Annotated in this window: 16 protein-coding genes; 9 read left to right on the top strand and 7 right to left on the bottom strand. The window is 41.5% G+C overall.

Translation table 11 applies throughout. The features are described 5' to 3' along the window. Positions 1-104: 104 nt before the first annotated feature. The 7 genes from LV704_RS07105 to cobA all read right to left on the bottom strand — a co-directional run bounded on the left by LV704_RS07105 (position 105) and on the right by cobA (position 7493). On the bottom strand, positions 105-788 hold the full coding sequence (locus LV704_RS07105) for a response regulator transcription factor (RefSeq protein WP_163421051.1): 684 nt from the start codon (positions 786-788) through the stop codon (positions 105-107). A gap of 101 nt (positions 789-889) precedes the next feature. Beyond that, positions 890-2197: an alginate export family protein gene (locus tag LV704_RS07100; RefSeq protein ID WP_163421052.1), complete on the bottom strand. Its 1308-nt coding sequence runs from the start codon at positions 2195-2197 to the stop codon at positions 890-892. Between the two features lie 39 nt (positions 2198-2236). Next, positions 2237-3070 (bottom strand): ABC transporter ATP-binding protein, encoded by an 834-nt coding sequence (locus LV704_RS07095; RefSeq protein ID WP_163421053.1) that lies wholly within the window; start codon positions 3068-3070, stop codon positions 2237-2239. Positions 3071-3088: 18 nt separating this feature from the next. Then, on the bottom strand, positions 3089-3928 hold the full coding sequence (locus tag LV704_RS07090) for an ABC transporter ATP-binding protein (protein WP_163421054.1): 840 nt from the start codon (positions 3926-3928) through the stop codon (positions 3089-3091). A 10-nt stretch (positions 3929-3938) separates the two neighbouring features. Beyond that, complete coding sequence (locus LV704_RS07085; RefSeq protein ID WP_163421055.1) at positions 3939-5045, bottom strand: ABC transporter permease; 1107 nt, start codon at positions 5043-5045, stop codon at positions 3939-3941. Positions 5046-5067: 22 nt separating this feature from the next. Next, positions 5068-6453: a CmpA/NrtA family ABC transporter substrate-binding protein gene (locus LV704_RS07080; protein WP_163421056.1), complete on the bottom strand. Its 1386-nt coding sequence runs from the start codon at positions 6451-6453 to the stop codon at positions 5068-5070. Positions 6454-6713: 260 nt separating this feature from the next. Then, positions 6714-7493 (bottom strand): uroporphyrinogen-III C-methyltransferase, encoded by a 780-nt coding sequence (gene cobA / locus LV704_RS07075; protein ID WP_163421057.1) that lies wholly within the window; start codon positions 7491-7493, stop codon positions 6714-6716. Positions 7494-7605: 112 nt separating this feature from the next. On the opposite strand from cobA, the gene nirB reads away from it, so the two are divergent. From nirB to LV704_RS07030, 9 genes are all read left to right on the top strand, one after another. Next, entirely contained in the window at positions 7606-10149 is a 2544-nt protein-coding gene (gene nirB / locus LV704_RS07070; protein ID WP_163421058.1) for a nitrite reductase large subunit NirB, read from the top strand. 14 nt (positions 10150-10163) lie between these two features. Continuing rightward, positions 10164-10544: a nitrite reductase small subunit NirD gene (gene nirD / locus LV704_RS07065; RefSeq protein ID WP_163421854.1), complete on the top strand. Its 381-nt coding sequence runs from the start codon at positions 10164-10166 to the stop codon at positions 10542-10544. A 12-nt stretch (positions 10545-10556) separates the two neighbouring features. After that, the gene (locus LV704_RS07060; protein ID WP_163421059.1) at positions 10557-11144 is read left to right on the top strand and encodes a DUF4202 domain-containing protein; all 588 of its coding nucleotides are present in this window, start codon (positions 10557-10559) and stop codon (positions 11142-11144) included. Between the two features lie 9 nt (positions 11145-11153). Continuing rightward, positions 11154-13025 (top strand): histidine kinase, encoded by a 1872-nt coding sequence (locus tag LV704_RS07055; protein ID WP_163421060.1) that lies wholly within the window; start codon positions 11154-11156, stop codon positions 13023-13025. Next, the gene (locus LV704_RS07050) at positions 13015-13593 is read left to right on the top strand and encodes a bifunctional precorrin-2 dehydrogenase/sirohydrochlorin ferrochelatase (RefSeq protein ID WP_163421061.1); all 579 of its coding nucleotides are present in this window, start codon (positions 13015-13017) and stop codon (positions 13591-13593) included. Before LV704_RS07055 ends, LV704_RS07050 begins: the two co-directional genes overlap by 11 nt. 4 nt (positions 13594-13597) lie before the next feature. Beyond that, positions 13598-13975 carry a hypothetical protein gene (locus LV704_RS07045; protein WP_163421062.1) on the top strand — a complete coding sequence of 126 codons (378 nt, stop codon included), beginning with the start codon at positions 13598-13600 and terminating at the stop codon, positions 13973-13975. 503 nt (positions 13976-14478) lie between these two features. Continuing rightward, entirely contained in the window at positions 14479-14775 is a 297-nt protein-coding gene (gene mbpA / locus LV704_RS07040; RefSeq protein WP_163421063.1) for a mobilization protein MbpA, read from the top strand. Next, on the top strand, positions 14772-15641 hold the full coding sequence (locus LV704_RS07035; protein WP_163421064.1) for a relaxase/mobilization nuclease domain-containing protein: 870 nt from the start codon (positions 14772-14774) through the stop codon (positions 15639-15641). The genes mbpA and LV704_RS07035 overlap by 4 nt, the downstream gene beginning before the upstream one ends. 11 nt (positions 15642-15652) lie before the next feature. Next, a complete protein-coding gene (locus tag LV704_RS07030; RefSeq protein ID WP_163421065.1) occupies positions 15653-16030 on the top strand; it encodes a DUF6730 family protein in 378 nt (125 codons plus the stop codon). Positions 16031-16357 lie beyond the last annotated feature (327 nt).

Genomic DNA, 16357 nt, shown 5'->3' with positions numbered 1-16357 from the left:
AATCAGGAAATTTAGAAAATTACGTACTTATACGTAGTGAATAAATGATAAAAAGAAGGCCTTAAAATAAGAGATTGATAATTTTTTAGGGGAAGAAAAATGGATTATGAATCCACCAAATTATGCTCCTGTGCCTTTTTGGCAAGGTCCAGTAAATTTTTGACCTGCATTTTTTTCATTAAGTTAAAACGATGGGTCTCGATGGTACGTTTACTGTTTTGCAATTTTTCTGAAATCTCTTTGTTGGTAAGCCCGGATAACACCAGCTCCAATACTTGTAACTCCTTGTTGGTCAAGTCGAACGCGTTTTGTTTGGCAAAGGTTTTTGGGGATGATACCGCTGTGGTAGTGCCAAATAGATTATTGACCAAGACATTCGAAATATCCCCGCTAAAAAATTTACCCCCGCCGTTTACGGTATGAATGGCTTTGATGAATTCATTTTTATCTGTGTCCTTCAATAAATAACCGTTGGCGCCGGCCTGCACCGATTTTAAAATGTACTCCTCAGAATCGTGCATGGAAAGAATGATACTTTTGGTTTTGGAGCCTCCCTTTTTATTCAACCGTTCCACTGCTTCGATTCCTCCCAATTGGGGCATGCGTATGTCTATAATCAGCACGTCAGGGGCCAGTTCGTCGACCATATCCAAAGCTTCCAGTCCATTGGAAACCTCGCCGATGACATCCAGATTTTCTTCCTCCTCCAAAAGCGCACGAATGCCATCACGAACCAGGGCATGGTCGTCGGCCAAAACTATTCGTATAGTATTTGAGTGATTAGGCATCCAACAAAAATAAAAGAATTCTTCTGGTCTTAACCATAAGCAAGGGGCCATCTCAACTTTTGTTGAAAATGACCCCTGCGAAGCAAAGTCGTATAAAGAAGTTAATCGTCTTTTTTGGTGGTAAAAAGTGTGGGCTTGATGATAATCATGGCCCAAGCCCAGTTCTGTGAACTTTTGAAATCAGTAGTCCCTGAACGAAGGGTTTCCAGTTCTTCAAGTCCATCAGAGGCAAATAATTGTGAGTAGCCCACTTTAAGTGCAAAACCATTGAATTTTTGGGTCAATACCAAATCCAATTCATTGCCAAGACTGCTTTCCCCGTTTGGTGTATCTTCCATACCTTGAAAGTTCAAAAACTTGGTAAACAAGGTGGTTCTCGGCCCGAGGTTAAACACAGCGCTGGCATGAATGTCCAACAAACCAACGCGGTTGACCCAATTGCCTACGTAAAAGTGATCCATAAAACCGTTGAACTTGTGGTTGGTACCAAAATGTGGTAAGAAAGCTTCTGTGGCATCGGTGGTAGAGGCATCATCACCACTAATGGCCTCAACACCTAAGCCCAAAGTCGTTTTGGCTCCGGCTTTGTAAGTAGCTTCCAGTCCCAATAAGTAGGCCCCTTCAATATCCACGTCATTAAAGAACTTACCAGATTGCAAGTAAGCGTTACCTGCCAAGCCAAACTTTCCTTTTTTGTAGTTCAAGTGCGTACCTGCGGTAAATGTGCTTCTGATATCACTTGCGTCTCCTGTGGTGGCATCGATTTGTTGAAAACCTAAATTGGCCAAGACCAGACTGGCACTAAAATCACCAAACTTTTTCTTGGCATATAGGTGTTGCATTGTTTTATACTGAAATGGATTACCCGAGTTGAATTCGGTGCCGACGTTTTTAAATCCAAATAATGGACCTCCCTGTCCGTCTAAATCTTGATTGAACGCCAAACCAATATCCAACATAAAGCCATCAGTTCGGTACTTTATCATTCCCAAATCGTGATAACGCCCTTGTTGTGCCCAATCCAGGCCACCAAAATAACGTTGGTCATCGTAAGACAGCACTTGTCGCCCCAACTTTGTTGACCATCCCTTGCCGAGCTGCAACTCCGCCCAAGCCTCAAAGAGTGCAAATGAGCTATTGCCGTCTACAGGAACCAATTGCGGGTTTTCACCCCAAATCTGTACATCTTGAATATTGATGTAAATCTCATAAGATGGGGTCTTGTAATTTGCTCCAATCCTAGCCCTTGTATTAGTTACAAAGCCGGCATCAACGCCTTCTTGCTGTAAAAATTGGAAACCATTGCGATATTCGGTTCGTGGACGAAAAGTAGCATCGAGGGTAAATTGAGCTTTTATAGATTGTATCGATAGGAATACTAGGAATAAGATTGTTAGTGATCTTTTCATAACTGGTTGTATTAAGTGTTTTTACAATAATTTAGCTGGTTAATGTTCTAAGAAATCGATAAGATGTTTTCTGTATTTGTAATAATCGTCGTGGTCGAGAACCGACTTTCTTGAGCGGGGACGCTCGAAGTCAATCTCCAGCACATCCCCAATTTTGGCACGTGGACCACTGGTCATCATCACCACTCTATCAGCCAAAAAGATGGCCTCATCAACATCGTGGGTAATCATGACCGCTGTAATTTTTTCTTTGTTCCAGATTTCAATTAAGATGTCTTGCAATTCACCTCTGGTCAGTGAATCCAACATGCCAAAAGGTTCATCCAACAACAAAACCTTTGGTTTGATGGCAAACGCCCTTGCAATCCCCACGCGCTGCTGTTCTCCTTGTGAAAGCTCTGTGGCCTTTTTGTCAAAAGCAGACTCCAACCCCACTTTTTGTAGGTAGTACTTCGCAATGTCTTTCCGTTGCGCTTTGGTGGCATGTGGAAAAACGCGATTCACCCCAAGGAGCACATTTTGCAAGGCCGTCATCCAAGGCATTAAACTGGGGGCCTGAAAAATCACCCCTCGGTCGGGCCCCGGACCTTTGATGAGATTACCTAATACGGAGATTTTTCCTCCTGTAATCCCATTAAGACCCGCTATCATTGAAAGCATGGTGGTCTTTCCACAACCAGAGTGCCCAATGATAGTAACGAATTCCTCCTTTAGAATCTGAAGGTTCAAATGTTCCAAGACCACATAGTCACCTTTAGGAGTTGGATACACTTTCTTCAAATCCCTTAAATCCAACATCACTTTATCCGAAGGAAAGAAGATGCCATTTTGATGAACTTGTTTTTCAACTACTTCTGTTACTGTTGTTTCCATTGTAAAAGGGGTTTTGAATTAGGCGACATAACTTTTCGGACTCAAATCAGGCAGTTCGTATACCTTTTTTGATGCTGATTTACGCTCTTCACCGATACCCATGAGGTATTCGATGATGGCGTTGCGGGTCTTTTTATACTCAGGATTATCATTGAGTTCGGTCTTGTCCCTAGGGCGTTCAATATCGATTTTAAACTCTGGACCCAAGGTGGCATTTGGCCCTGGACGAAGCGGAATAATTCTATCGGCCATATAAATGCCCTCATCCACATCGTTGGTAATCAAAAGTGCTGTTCGCTTGTCTTTACTCCAGATTTTCAAGATTTCATCTTGAAGGTTACCGCGGGTCAAGGCATCCAAAGCCCCTAGAGGTTCGTCCATGATAATCATCTCAGGGTTCATCGCCAAGGCCCGGGCCACAGCCACACGCTGACGCATGCCACCTGATAGTTCTTTTGGTCTTTTATTAATGGCAGGATAGAGGTTTACCATTTTCACATACTCGTCAACCCGTTCCTTGACTTCCTTTTTGCTGCTTTTCGGGAACGCTTCTCGAACCGCCATAGCCACGTTTTGGCCAACACTTAACCAAGGTAGTAGTGAGTAGTTCTGAAAAATCACTCCACGTTCGTGACTGGTATCCACCACAGGCTCACCTTTGAACAGCACTTCACCACTGGTGGGTTTCAAAAGTCCATTGATGAGGTTGACTAGTGTGGTCTTGCCACTACCGGTAAAACCCACTATGGCTACAAACTCACCTTCTTCGATGCTGAGATTGATATCAGTAAGCACCTCGGTTTGGTTAGCTCCTTCCCCGTAGGTCTTATATATATTTTTAAGCTCTAAATACGCCATATTCTAAGGTTTAAGCCATTGCGCTTTTGTTAAACGATACAGCGTTTTGAATAATGAGCATAATCCTATCCAACAAGAAACCGATGATACCGATGACGAACATGGCTACAATGATTTTAGAGTTGGAATCATTGGCGCCGTTCTGGAATTCTTCCCATACGAAGGAGCCTAGCCCTGGACTTTGCGCCAAGAGTTCAATGGCAATCAAGACCATCCAGGCAACGGAAAGTGTAATGCGAAGCCCCGTAAAAATCAAGGGTAATGAGGAAGGCAAAATCACTTTAAAAACCTTTTGGAGCGGTCCCAATTTCAATACCTTGGCTACATTGATATAATCCTTGTCTACTGAGGAAACCCCCATTGCGGTGTTAACCAAAGTGGCCCACATGGCACAAAGCCCTACGCTAATGAACGAAATGATAAAGGCACTGTCTGAATTGGAATCTTTGGTCATCGTCTTAACTATCATGAATACCAAAAGCAACCATACTACCGGAGATACCGGCTTAAAAATCTGAATCAGCCAATTGAAGGAGTTGCGTAAGGTTTTGCTCAACCCGATGATAATACCGATTGGGACGGCAATCAAAAAGGCCAAAACAAATCCTGCAAAAACCGTTTTTAAACTGGTAAAAATCTGGTCTACGAATGAAGGCCGTCCGGTATACGTAATTGGGTCTTTACCTTCGGCAGTTCGCTTTTCATTGATGGCAGCAGTTTTTTCCTTAAATGCCAACTTATCAGCACTGATGACCTTGTGATCCGCAATCAAAGTGTTGAACGAGGCCCAGACCTGTGAGGGTGAAGGTAACGTATTGGGCTGGCAGCTGACATCACCTGAAACAATACATGCCTCCATTTGGTCTGCTGCAGCTTGCCCTTGCTCTGTGAATGCTTTTTGAATCTTGTAATCAGCCTCAACATTGAACAAGGCCTTGGCACCAAAGTGCCACAATACAATAAACAAAACAATTGATGCTAATGGAATCAACAGTTTTCTTACCAGTCCCTTGCCATCAAACTTGGGTAATTTAAAGTTGATTTTGGACACTAGTGTTTTGAGCACTCCTTCCACTTTTAATTCTTCAGATTTGTTTACGGTTACACTTTGCTTCATGATTGTAACTTTTTAAAGATTCTTATAGTGACGAATCGTCTTTATTTCCTATCTCAAAACTGTTGATGTAGCCAATCGGGTCTTTGGCATCGTAGGTGTTGCCATCAATAAAGTCAGCTGTAGCGGGCTTGTAGCCATCAGTTTCAGGAATATCACTTGCTGGAATATGGCCTTCTTCCACTAGAAGGTTGGCAGCCTTCATCCAGATATCAGGACGATAGATGTCTTTGATTGTTTCTTCATACCAAGCAGCTGGTTTCGGGTCGGGAATTTGTCCCCATCTGCGCATTTGCGTTAAGAACCAAATACCATCAGAGTAGAAGGGGTAGGTGGCGTTGTACTTGTAAAACACATTGAAATCAGGCATGGAACGCTTGTCGCCTTTTTCAAACTCGAAGGTTCCGGTCATAGAGTTCGCTAAAACCACCTCATCGGCACCTACGTATTGAGGCATGGAGAGTATTTTTACCGCTTCAGCGCGATTACTAGGTTCATCTAACCACTTTCCAGCGCGAATCAAGGCTTTGGTCACGGCAATGGCGGTGTTCGGATTTTTATCGATGAACTTTTTGGTCATCACAAATACTTTCTCAGGATTGTTTTTCCAGATATCGTAGTTTGTGGTAACAGGTACTCCTATACCCTTAAAAACAGCTTGTTGGTTCCAAGGCTCACCTACGCAGTATCCGTAAATGGTCCCAGCTTCAAGTGTTGCTGGCATTTGTGGTGGAGGGGTTACTGACAATAATACCTCGGCATCAATTTGGCCTTGTACATTATCGGCTGTGTACATTCCTGGATGGATTCCAGCAGCAGCCAACCAATAGCGAATCTCGTAGTTGTGGGTTGATACTGGAAATACCATACCCATTTTAAAGGGCTTACCGTTGTTTTTGTATTCGCTGATTACAGGTTTAAGGGCATCCGCTTCGATGGGGTGGGCCGGTTTGCCGTCAGGATCTTTAGGAACGTTGGGCTTCATTTTTGACCAAACATCATTGGATACGGTAATTCCGTTTCCATTTAAATCCATTGAAAATGGCGTCACCAATTCCGCTTGGCGCCCAAAACCTGCACCTGCCGCAATGGGTTGCCCCGAAAGCATGTGTGAACCGTCCAATTGACCATCGATAACGCGGTCCAATACATTTTTCCAGTTCGATTGTGCCTCTACAGAAACAAAAAGACCTTCATCTTCAAAGAAGCCTTTTTCTTTCGCAATGGCCAAAGGAGCCATATCGGTCAATTTTATAAAGCCAAAGGTCAATTGCGGCTTTTCGATTTCTAAAGTTAAAGTAGGAATATCAGCTTTTGCTGTTTCCGTACCCTTTTTGGCTTGCTTGCCTCCACAGGCAACCAGCATTAGGCCAAGGCAGAGGCCTAGCGATTTTGTGAGCATTGCTTTCATTGTTCTATCAATTTTAAGAGTTGATTTCATAATCATGAAACAAACCTACGTAATTAAAATACGTATATATACTTATTTTAAATATTTATTACGTATTTCACGTAGTTTTTAGGGATATGAAATAGGATGGGGTGAATTTTAATCAGTCTGGAATTCTCAAGGTCATGAATTGTCAAATCGACAAATCTTTAAGAACTGGAAATGATGGGATTTACATTTCCAATGAGCATAACCTTCTTAGTTATTTGAATTAGTATATATTATATATAGGAATAGAGTACGCGCTGAATTTCTTCATCGTAGAAAGAGGTATGGTCTGCCACCACATCACCAATAACAATAATTCCAGGCTGGGTTTTATCAATGGTTTCAAATGCGTTTTCCGTAGAATTCAAGGTAGCGGTAATACAGCTTTCTTCTGGCAGTGTACCGTTTTGTATAAGGGCAATCGGGGTAAGTCCTGAACGGTAATCCTTTACCAGCATTACGATTTGATGGATTTTTCGAACGCCCATAAGTATGACCATTGTTGCCGAAGACTGTGCCGCCAATATCAGGTCATTTGAAAAGCCACCCTCTTTGGTTGTGGCCGTCATTACCCAAAAACTGGTACTGATACCTCGTTTGGTCAATGGAATTCCCTGACTGGCTGGAACCGAAATTGCACTGGAAACCCCGGGAATAACTTCCACCGAAATTCCGAATGATTCGAGGTATTCAATTTCCTCAGAGGCCCTACCAAATACAAAAGGGTCGCCCCCTTTTAATCGTGCCACTCGATTTTGGGTCAAGGCGCATTCCAGTAATAGTATATTGATTTCGTTTTGAGCTAAACTATGTTTTCCACTACGTTTTCCTACGTATATGAGTTGGGCTTCTGCCTTAGCGTGATTCAAAAGCCTGGGATTGACCAATGCATCATAAAGAATGACATCTGCCTGTTGAATTTCACGTAACCCGGCAATGGTAATGAGGTCTTCGCGGCCTGGGCCTGCCCCTACAAGTGCTACCTTTCTTTGCTTTTCGATTTTTGACTTCATAATCAAATACGTAGTGATTTGAATAAATCACAACAAGAATACGTAATTATTTTGATATAATTAGATAAAAAATAAGTATTAATACGTATTATTGCTTTGTAAATATGAAGCAATGCAACAGATAGTAGTAATTGGTAACGGAATGGTAGGCTACAAATTCTGTGAGAAGTTGGCTGGCCTAGCTAAGTCAGGAACTTTGAACATTAAAGTGTTCGGTGAAGAACCGCGCCCGGCCTACGACAGGGTCCATTTAAGTGCATTTTTCGAAAACCAAGACGCAAAGTCTTTAGAATTGGCACCTGCATCTTGGTATAGCGAGAATGGTATTGAACTGATTACCGGCCAATATATTACAGATATCAACAAAGAGGTGAAGACAATTAAAACAAAATCGGGTCAGACCTATTCTTATGACCAATTGGTTCTGGCCACAGGTTCAGTTCCATTTGTTCCCCCAATTCGAGGAGTAGAAAAAGAAGGGGTCTTTGTGTATCGAACCATTGAGGATTTAGAAGGAATGTTGGCCTATGCCGATAAGATAAATTCAAAAAAATCAAATGGTAAAGCTGCTATTCTTGGTGGAGGTTTACTCGGTCTTGAAGCCGGAAAAGCAGTACTCGATATGGGCTTGGAACCCCATGTAGTGGAATTCGCCCCAAAGTTAATGCCCCGGCAATTGGATGCCCGAAGTAGTAAGGTATTACAATTAACCCTGGAATCAATAGGCATTAATATTCACCTTAGCAAGGCGACCAACAAGATATTGGGCAATGGCTGCATTACAGGAATGGAGTTCGGCGAAGACGATGAACTTAATGTGGACATGCTCATTATTTCCGCTGGCATTCGTCCGCGTGATGAACTTGCCAAGAGCTGTGGCCTAGAAACGGGTACCCGTGGAGGTATCGTGGTGAACAACAAAATGCAGACCTCCGACCCTTCCATATATGCCATTGGCGAAGTGGCTTTATACAATCAAATGATTTATGGTTTGGTTGCTCCGGGCTACGATATGGCCAATGTAGCTGCGAACCAAATTGTAGGAAATACGGAAGTACTCATGGCCGAGGAAATCGACATGTCGACCAAACTAAAGTTGATCGGGGTTGATGTGGCCAGTTTTGGAACACCTTTTATGCCTGCGGATAAAGGGCATTCTGTCATTTTTGAGAACAAGACCAAACATTTATATAAGCGAATCAATATTAGTCATGATGGCAAAAACTTACTGGGTGGAATCTTAGTGGGTGATGCCGAAGATTACAACATCCTACACCAAATGTACTTAAATGGCATGGCCGTTCCTGAAGACCCTGCCCAGCTTATCTTACCCACCTCTGAAGGTGGCGGAGTGCTAGGAGATATTACGGACCTACCCGATATGGCCCAAGTATGTTCTTGTGAAAGTGTGACGAAAGGACAGATTTGTGGGGCTATCGAAAGTGGAGAGGCCTCCGATTTAGGTGGTGTAGTCAGTTGCACCAAAGCAGGTACAGGCTGTGGTGGCTGCAAACCTATGGTTAAAAACCTGACCGAAGCCACCTTGAAGTCGTTGGGCATCGAAGTGAAAGACCATATCTGTGAGCATTTTGAATACAACCGACAAGAATTGTATGATATTATTCAGGTCAAGGGGTACCAAACCTTTGATGAGGTAATCGATAATCATGGCAACGGTTGTGGCTGCGAAATCTGTAAACCAGTTGTTGCCTCATTAATGGCTACCATTCATGCAGATACCGCCAATAAAGAATATGCCATTCAAGATTCAAATGATCGGTTTTTAGCCAATATTCAGCGTAATGGCACCTATTCCGTTGTTCCTAGGGTGCCCGGCGGGGAGATTACACCTGTCAAACTTATTGCCCTTGGTGAAATTGCCAAGAAATACGACCTCTACACGAAGATAACCGGTGGTGTTCGCATTGATTTGTTTGGGGCTACTTTAAAACAATTACCATTGATTTGGAAAGAACTGATTGCTCATGGCTTTGAAAGCGGTCATGCGTATGGGAAATCCTTACGGACGGTCAAAACCTGTGTAGGTTCTACCTGGTGTCGCTACGGTATGGATGAAAGCGTGAGTTTTGGCATTGAATTGGAGAATCGCTATCGAGGTATTCGGGCGCCACACAAAATCAAAGGAGGTGTTTCGGGCTGTATTCGTGAATGTGCGGAGGCACGAGGCAAGGATTTTGGTTTGATAGCCGTTGAAGGGGGATGGAACCTTTATGTAGGTGGAAACGGTGGTGCCAATCCGCGTCATGCCGAATTATTGGCCGAGCAAATTGACAATGACACAGTCATAAGATATATTGATCGTTATCTAATGTTCTATATGCGAACGGCAAAACCCTTGCAACGCACTGCCGCTTGGTTGGAAAGTCTTGAAGGCGGTCTGGATTACCTCAAAGAAGTAGTTGTTGATGATAAAATAGGAATTGCAGAAGATTTGGAAAAAGAAATGCAAACCCTAGTCAACAAATTTGAATGCGAGTGGACACAAGCGGTCAATGACCCTGAAATGATGAAGCGCTTTAACCATTTTGTAAATAGTGAAGATGATGATGACACCCTGGTTTTCGTTCCCATGCGTGAGCAAAAAATGCCAAAACAATGGCAAAAAGTGCCTTTAAAAGCAGCAAGTATTTCATAGACAATAAAAACAATATGGATTTAGTAATAGATCAGTACCAAAGCATTAAAGAAGAAGACGTTAACGTTTGGTTCAAAGTAGCTCCCATAAGTGCATTTCCCAAAGATGGTGGAGCATGCGTGAAATACAAAGACAAACAAATAGCTGTATATAACTTTACACGCAAAGAAAAGTGGTATGCCTGTCAAAATCTGTGCCCCCATAAAATGGAAATGGTACTCTCACGGGGCATGATTGGTGATGTCAGCAGAATCGCCAAAGTTGCTTGTCCGTTGCACAAAAAAACCTTTTCATTGGAAACCGGGGAAAATCTGAACGGAGACCTTCCTGCAATCGCCACCTACCCTGTAAAGATTGAAGACGGTTTTGTGTATCTTGGTTTTTCAGAATTATAAAAACCTTTTTTTATGGAAGCCTCCCAAAGACTGACAAAAGCTTTCGAACTATTTGATGCGGCCAATTCCGAAGACCCGAACACCGAGGTATTTCAGGGGAAAACTATTCCAAAAGAGCTACTTTATGCCAAGCGCATGACTGCTGTTCTCAACGAATTTGAACCTGATACCTCTGAGGCGTTGCAGCTAACCGCACGTTGCCAACATATTTGTCGTTGGGAAATTCCCCGAGAGTCTTATGAGATGAATCGAGTAGGATATTTACAATGGCGCCAAAACCTCAAAAAATTCCATGCTAAAAAAGCCAGTGAAATTCTGAACAAAGTAGGCTATGAAGAAGAATTGATTGAACGGGTCAGGTTTTTATTATTGAAAAAGAAATTAAAGCGAGATGAAGAAACACAGACGTTAGAAGATGTCATATGCCTGGTCTTTCTCAAGTACTATTATGCCCCTTTTTTGGTAAAGCACGATGACGACAAAATTATTTCCATCCTGCAAAAAACGTGGAGAAAAATGTCTGAAAAAGGGCAACAAGCGGCACTACAATTGGATTTCTCTGGCAAGGGAAAAGGTTTGATAGCCAAAGCACTGGAATAATCAATAAAAATGGCAAAACAAGAGCGCCCATACGATAATGGATTACACCGCGGTTTAGATAGGGAAACCTTTCAACGTGTTCGAAAGTGGTACATCTTCGCGCTAGCCGCTATCGCCATAACGGTTATTGTTGCACAAATCCTGATTCAACAGCATTTAGACTCCCAATTGTATGATTCTAGGGTCATTAATGTGGCGGGACGACAACGTGCCTACAGTCAAAAACTGGTAAAAGAAGCATTACAGCTTAGTTCACTTGCTGATTCTAAAAACTATAAAGAAGTAACGGATGCCCTAAAACAGACGTTACATGTTTGGAAGGTTTCCCATCTAGGATTACAAAACGGGAATGACAGTATCGGTTTGCCCAAAGAGGAAAACACCACAATTTTAAAACTCTTTCAAAATCTCTCCCCCCATCATGCGGCAATGGTCATGTCGGGAGAGGAAATAGTGGAATCTTTTCAAAATAGAGAAGATTCAATCGTGCCGAATATTGAACTGCAATTGCAGAATATTCTAGCCAATGAGCAGCCCTTTCTTCAAAAAATGGATGCTATTGTGAATGAGTACGACGCCATTAGCAAACAGCAATTACAGCGATTGAAGCTGAAGGAATACTTGCTTTTAGGGGTTTCGCTGTTGATTTTGTTGTTGGAACTTTTGTTCATTTTTCGTCCGATGTCGATTCAGATTCGAGAAACTATTTCCAACCTTATTCAAGGAAAGCTTAAATCTGAAGAGGACAATAGGCAAATCAAAAAGATATTTAAGGAAAAAGAGGAGTCTTTGCATGAACTACAAGAACTGAATTTTGCTATAGACAATGCCGCACTTTTTGCCGACATCTCGATGGATGGTTCCACCTCTTTCATCAGTAAGAAGTTCTTGAACCTATTGGGAGAAAAGGAAAAACCCACGAAAACCCATCTTTCGGAGATATTGACCCAAGATGAGGGGCAAAAGCAGTATCTAAGGGAAATCCTTTCCTTTAAAAACAAAAATATTCGCACTGAAGAGATAGAGATTACCACAAAATTAAAAGAACGCATTTGGTTGGAGATGTCCATAATCCCCATTTACCAATCCCGAGAAAAGCAGAGTATTCTCATTTTGTGTTCCGATATAACCGAGCGCAAAAAGACCCAAGACAAGGTAGAGCAGCTCACCAAGCAGAACTATGAAGAGCGTATGAAACAGAAGCAGTTACAGGCGAGTCAGGTGGTTGCGGGTCAAGAAGAAGAACGAAAACGCATCGCCAAAGATATTCATGACGGTATAGGACAAATGCTTACCGCTTTGAGATTCAATATTGAATCCATTAATCCAAAACAAAAAGAAAAAACTGAGGAAAAAATTGCCTATCTGAAAAAGTTGACCTCAGAGCTCATCAAAGGGGTGCGGACGGCCACTTTTAACCTAACACCACCCGAATTGGGAGACCATGGTATTTTTCCTGCATTACAGAAAATGACTCAAGAACTAAGTAAGCTCACAAGTAAGAAAGTACTATTTGAAAATAAGGCCAAAGAGCCTATTCGTTTTGATCCTTTGGCAGAGACCAATATTTATCGCGTTACCCAAGAGGCTGTGAACAATGCTATTAAATATTCAGAGGCCAACTATATTTTGGTTAAATTAAACTTGAATGAGGATTTGTTGAGTGTGGTCATTGATGATGATGGTAAAGGTTTCGATACTTCAATATTGGATAAGCCACCCAAAAACAATAGTGAAGGAGGAATGGGCGTGTTCTTTATGAAAGAACGAATAGGGTATATCAACGGTAGACTCTTTTTTAACTCTACTATAGGTGAAGGCACTCGGGTGACCATTAATTATAAACTGAACCAGGAAAAAGAATTGGTGCATGGGGCGTAACGAACTATACCCCGTATTTCTAAAGGTCAACAACATGAAGGTTTTGATTGTGGGTGGTGGCAATATAGCCGAAGAAAAGTTGACTTTTTTACTCAAGTCCAGCCCCAATGCGCAAGTAGAAATGATATCACCCATGTATCGAGAGGGAACGGTCTCGTTGGCCGAAAAGCATAAGGTTAAGATGCGCAAGGGTAAGTACAAAAAGCGCTATCTAAAGAAAAAACATATCGTGGTTGCCACAACAGATAGTCCGGAGGTAAATGAAAAAGTATATGCCGACTGTAGAAAACGTTCGATTTTGGTAAACGTGGCAGATAATCCGCCCTATTGTGATTTTTATATGGGCGGAATAGTCACTAAGGGTAACGTAAAAGTAGCCATTTCAACCAATGGAAAGTCCCCAACTACAGCAAAGCGATTGCGTCAGTTTTTTGAAGATGTGATTCCGGAAGACATTGATGATTTAGTTAAAAATTTAAACGAATACCGAAAGACCATCAAGGGAGACTTTGAAGAAAAAGTCGAGACCTTGAATGAGTTTACCAAGGGTTTAGTCAATAAAAAGTGATGCTATGAAAATTCGAATCAAAGGAAACTCAGTACGCTTTCGCCTCACTAAAACCGAAGTAGAAACTTTTGGTAAAACCGGAAACTTTACTGAGATTACCCATTTTCGGTCCAAAGTCTTTACATATACCCTTGTGGCCAAAGAGGGAATTACAGAGTTGGAAGCCGATTTTGTAGACAACTCCATAACTATCTATTTCCCAAAATCAGAGCAAAAAGATTGGGCGAACACTGACCGAGTGGGCTTAAGTAATTCCGTTGATTGGAATGACCCAGCTGCACTGTCAATATTGGTGGAGAAAGATTTCACTTGTTTGGATAATACTGATGAGGATCAATCAGATAACTATCCGAATCCCTTAATTTCTAAAAAACAGAAGTGAAAATCTAATTTTATTCAAGATACCAATTATACATGCAATAATCTAAATTCAATACCCACTTAAACTGTAAGTTCCATTTCTAATCTTATTCGTGGTATCGTTAATTCTTCTTTCATGTGAATAATAGATAACCAATATAAAGGTTTCCAAATCCTTACCAGGACTTGCCTGGACAGGAACCTTTTTGATTTTTGTCGTGTTCGAAAAGATAAACGTAAACCAAAATCAAATAGGGCGCATTTACTTATGCCCTTTTTGAGTGGAGGTTTTTCATTAAACTGATTCTTTATTTTTTTAAAAACTGTATTGTTTCCCTATTTCTATTGAGATTCTTTTAAAAGAATTCCTTTTTCCCAGTTAAAAACAGGGCACATTCTACCTCAATTTGACTTTACGGCTACTTTGAAGTTAGGTAGCAATTCAAGATGTGTCATTGTCATGACAAACTTGCTTTTTCTCCCGAAGGTCCTTTAGATTAAAGGCCCTTGGTCGCAAAAGGAAAAATGAAAAAGAAACACATACAGTTCAGGTGCAGTATCTATGAGAAGAAGATGCTAAAGCTCAAGGCCAAAAGGGCAGGACTTTCCCTTTCCGAATATTGCCGTGGTTCTGCCCTTAGTCATAGCATCATCGAACGCTTGACAACAGAACAATTGGAATACTATTCCATGCTGGTGAAATACAAGAACAATTTCAAGCGTATAAGCAATATGTTCAAGAAAAGGGATCCTAGGCTTGCCAAGGAAGTCGGGGAATTGGCCAATCAGATAAGGAACCACCTTTATAACTTCAATAGATGATTGGGAAGGGAAAATCCATATCACATACCAAGGCTTCCATCTCCTATGGATGGAACCAGGAGAAGGATGCTGAAATCATCCAAAGTCAACATTTGGCCGGGGAGAACCCAAGGGAGATTACGGAAGAATTTAGAATCGTCCAATCACAGAACCCAAGGACCAAGAAGAACACACTGAGCTTTGTGCTGAGCCCTAGTATCGAGGATGGAAACCGATTGTCAAAACAAGAACTAAGTGAACTTGCCAAAAAGTTCATTAAGGCCATGGGCCTAAAAGAAAGGCAGGCCATTGCATTTGTGCATAGGGATAAGGAACATACCCATATCCATTTATATGCCAATAGGATTGGATTTGATGGAAAAGCATACAAGGACAGCTTTATCGGAAAGAGAAGCCAACAGAAAGCCTATGAAGTGGCGAGGGAGATGGGACTGACCAATGCAAGGGACATCCAGAACCAGAGACTTAACCAAGTCAAACAAATCAGATATGAGATAAAACAAATACATGAAAAAGTGATACAATCGGAAAGACCAAAAAGTCTTGATGACTATATCAAACTGATGAAGGAAAAGGATATCAAGGTTATCCCAAGTATTAACAAACAGAATAAACTTCAGGGCTTCCGATTTGAGCACAAAGGACAGAACCTAAAGGGAAGCGAGGTACACCGTTCCATGTCTGGGGGAAAGTTAATATCTCAAATCTCGGACAATCTAAATAAGGGAATAGCACAACAAAAAAACCCTACACTAAAGCTTGCTGGAAAAGCTATTGAACTGAGTACCAATATCGCAACTGCCTTGGCAAAGCGCTTCACTAAGAAAATCATAAAAAAGTCCATTGACCAAGGCATAGGAATTTAAAAAAGAGAATAATGAAAAAAATGGATGACATCATGGAACTGTTGACCGACGAAATCAATGGGTTTCAAAAGTCGATTAAGAAGTTGGAAGGTCTATCCAAGGTCCTAAATGAGTTAAAAGTGGATACTTCAAAGTTGGAATATCATCTAAAAGAACACCTAAGGAACCAAGAGAGCATTCAGTCACAGAATACAAGAATATTAAATGATATCAATCGAAAGCTGAAACTGGCCAAGCTCATACCTAAATGGCAATTGGCACTTCTACTTACCTTCTTTTTAGTAATGGGTCTTGTTATTGGCTATTTGAGTTTTCAAGTGATCCAATTAAATAAAAAGGAAAAAGCTGTCATAATGAAAGAAAAAGTGGAACTTCAAAATCAACAGTAGGTTGCGCCCTTTTCCGATTTTACTTCGCGCTTATCTCCCGGAACGCTATAAAATCGGAATAGGATCCATGCGCAAAGTTTAGGGGTAAGATATGGGACAAGCAACCCAACGAAAATTACAATCTCAAACCATGATTTGTCTTTTTCTACTCATAGAATACAATCATTTATCATCATTCGATTACTTTTGTAATGACGGAAAAATAACACCATAAAAGTTCACAAATCGTCAACATTGAAACTCATTGAAAGCTGAGAGCCTTTTAAATACAGGGGTCTAGGGCAAAGGTTCGATTCTTGCCGGGGTCACAATTTCTCTGATATGGTT

The sequence above is a fragment of the Flagellimonas sp. CMM7 genome (genome assembly GCF_021390195.1).
Lineage (GTDB): Bacteria > Bacteroidota > Bacteroidia > Flavobacteriales > Flavobacteriaceae > Flagellimonas.
The sequence above is the reverse complement of the archived record's forward strand: the minus strand, read 5'-3'. Positions and strand labels throughout refer to the sequence as shown.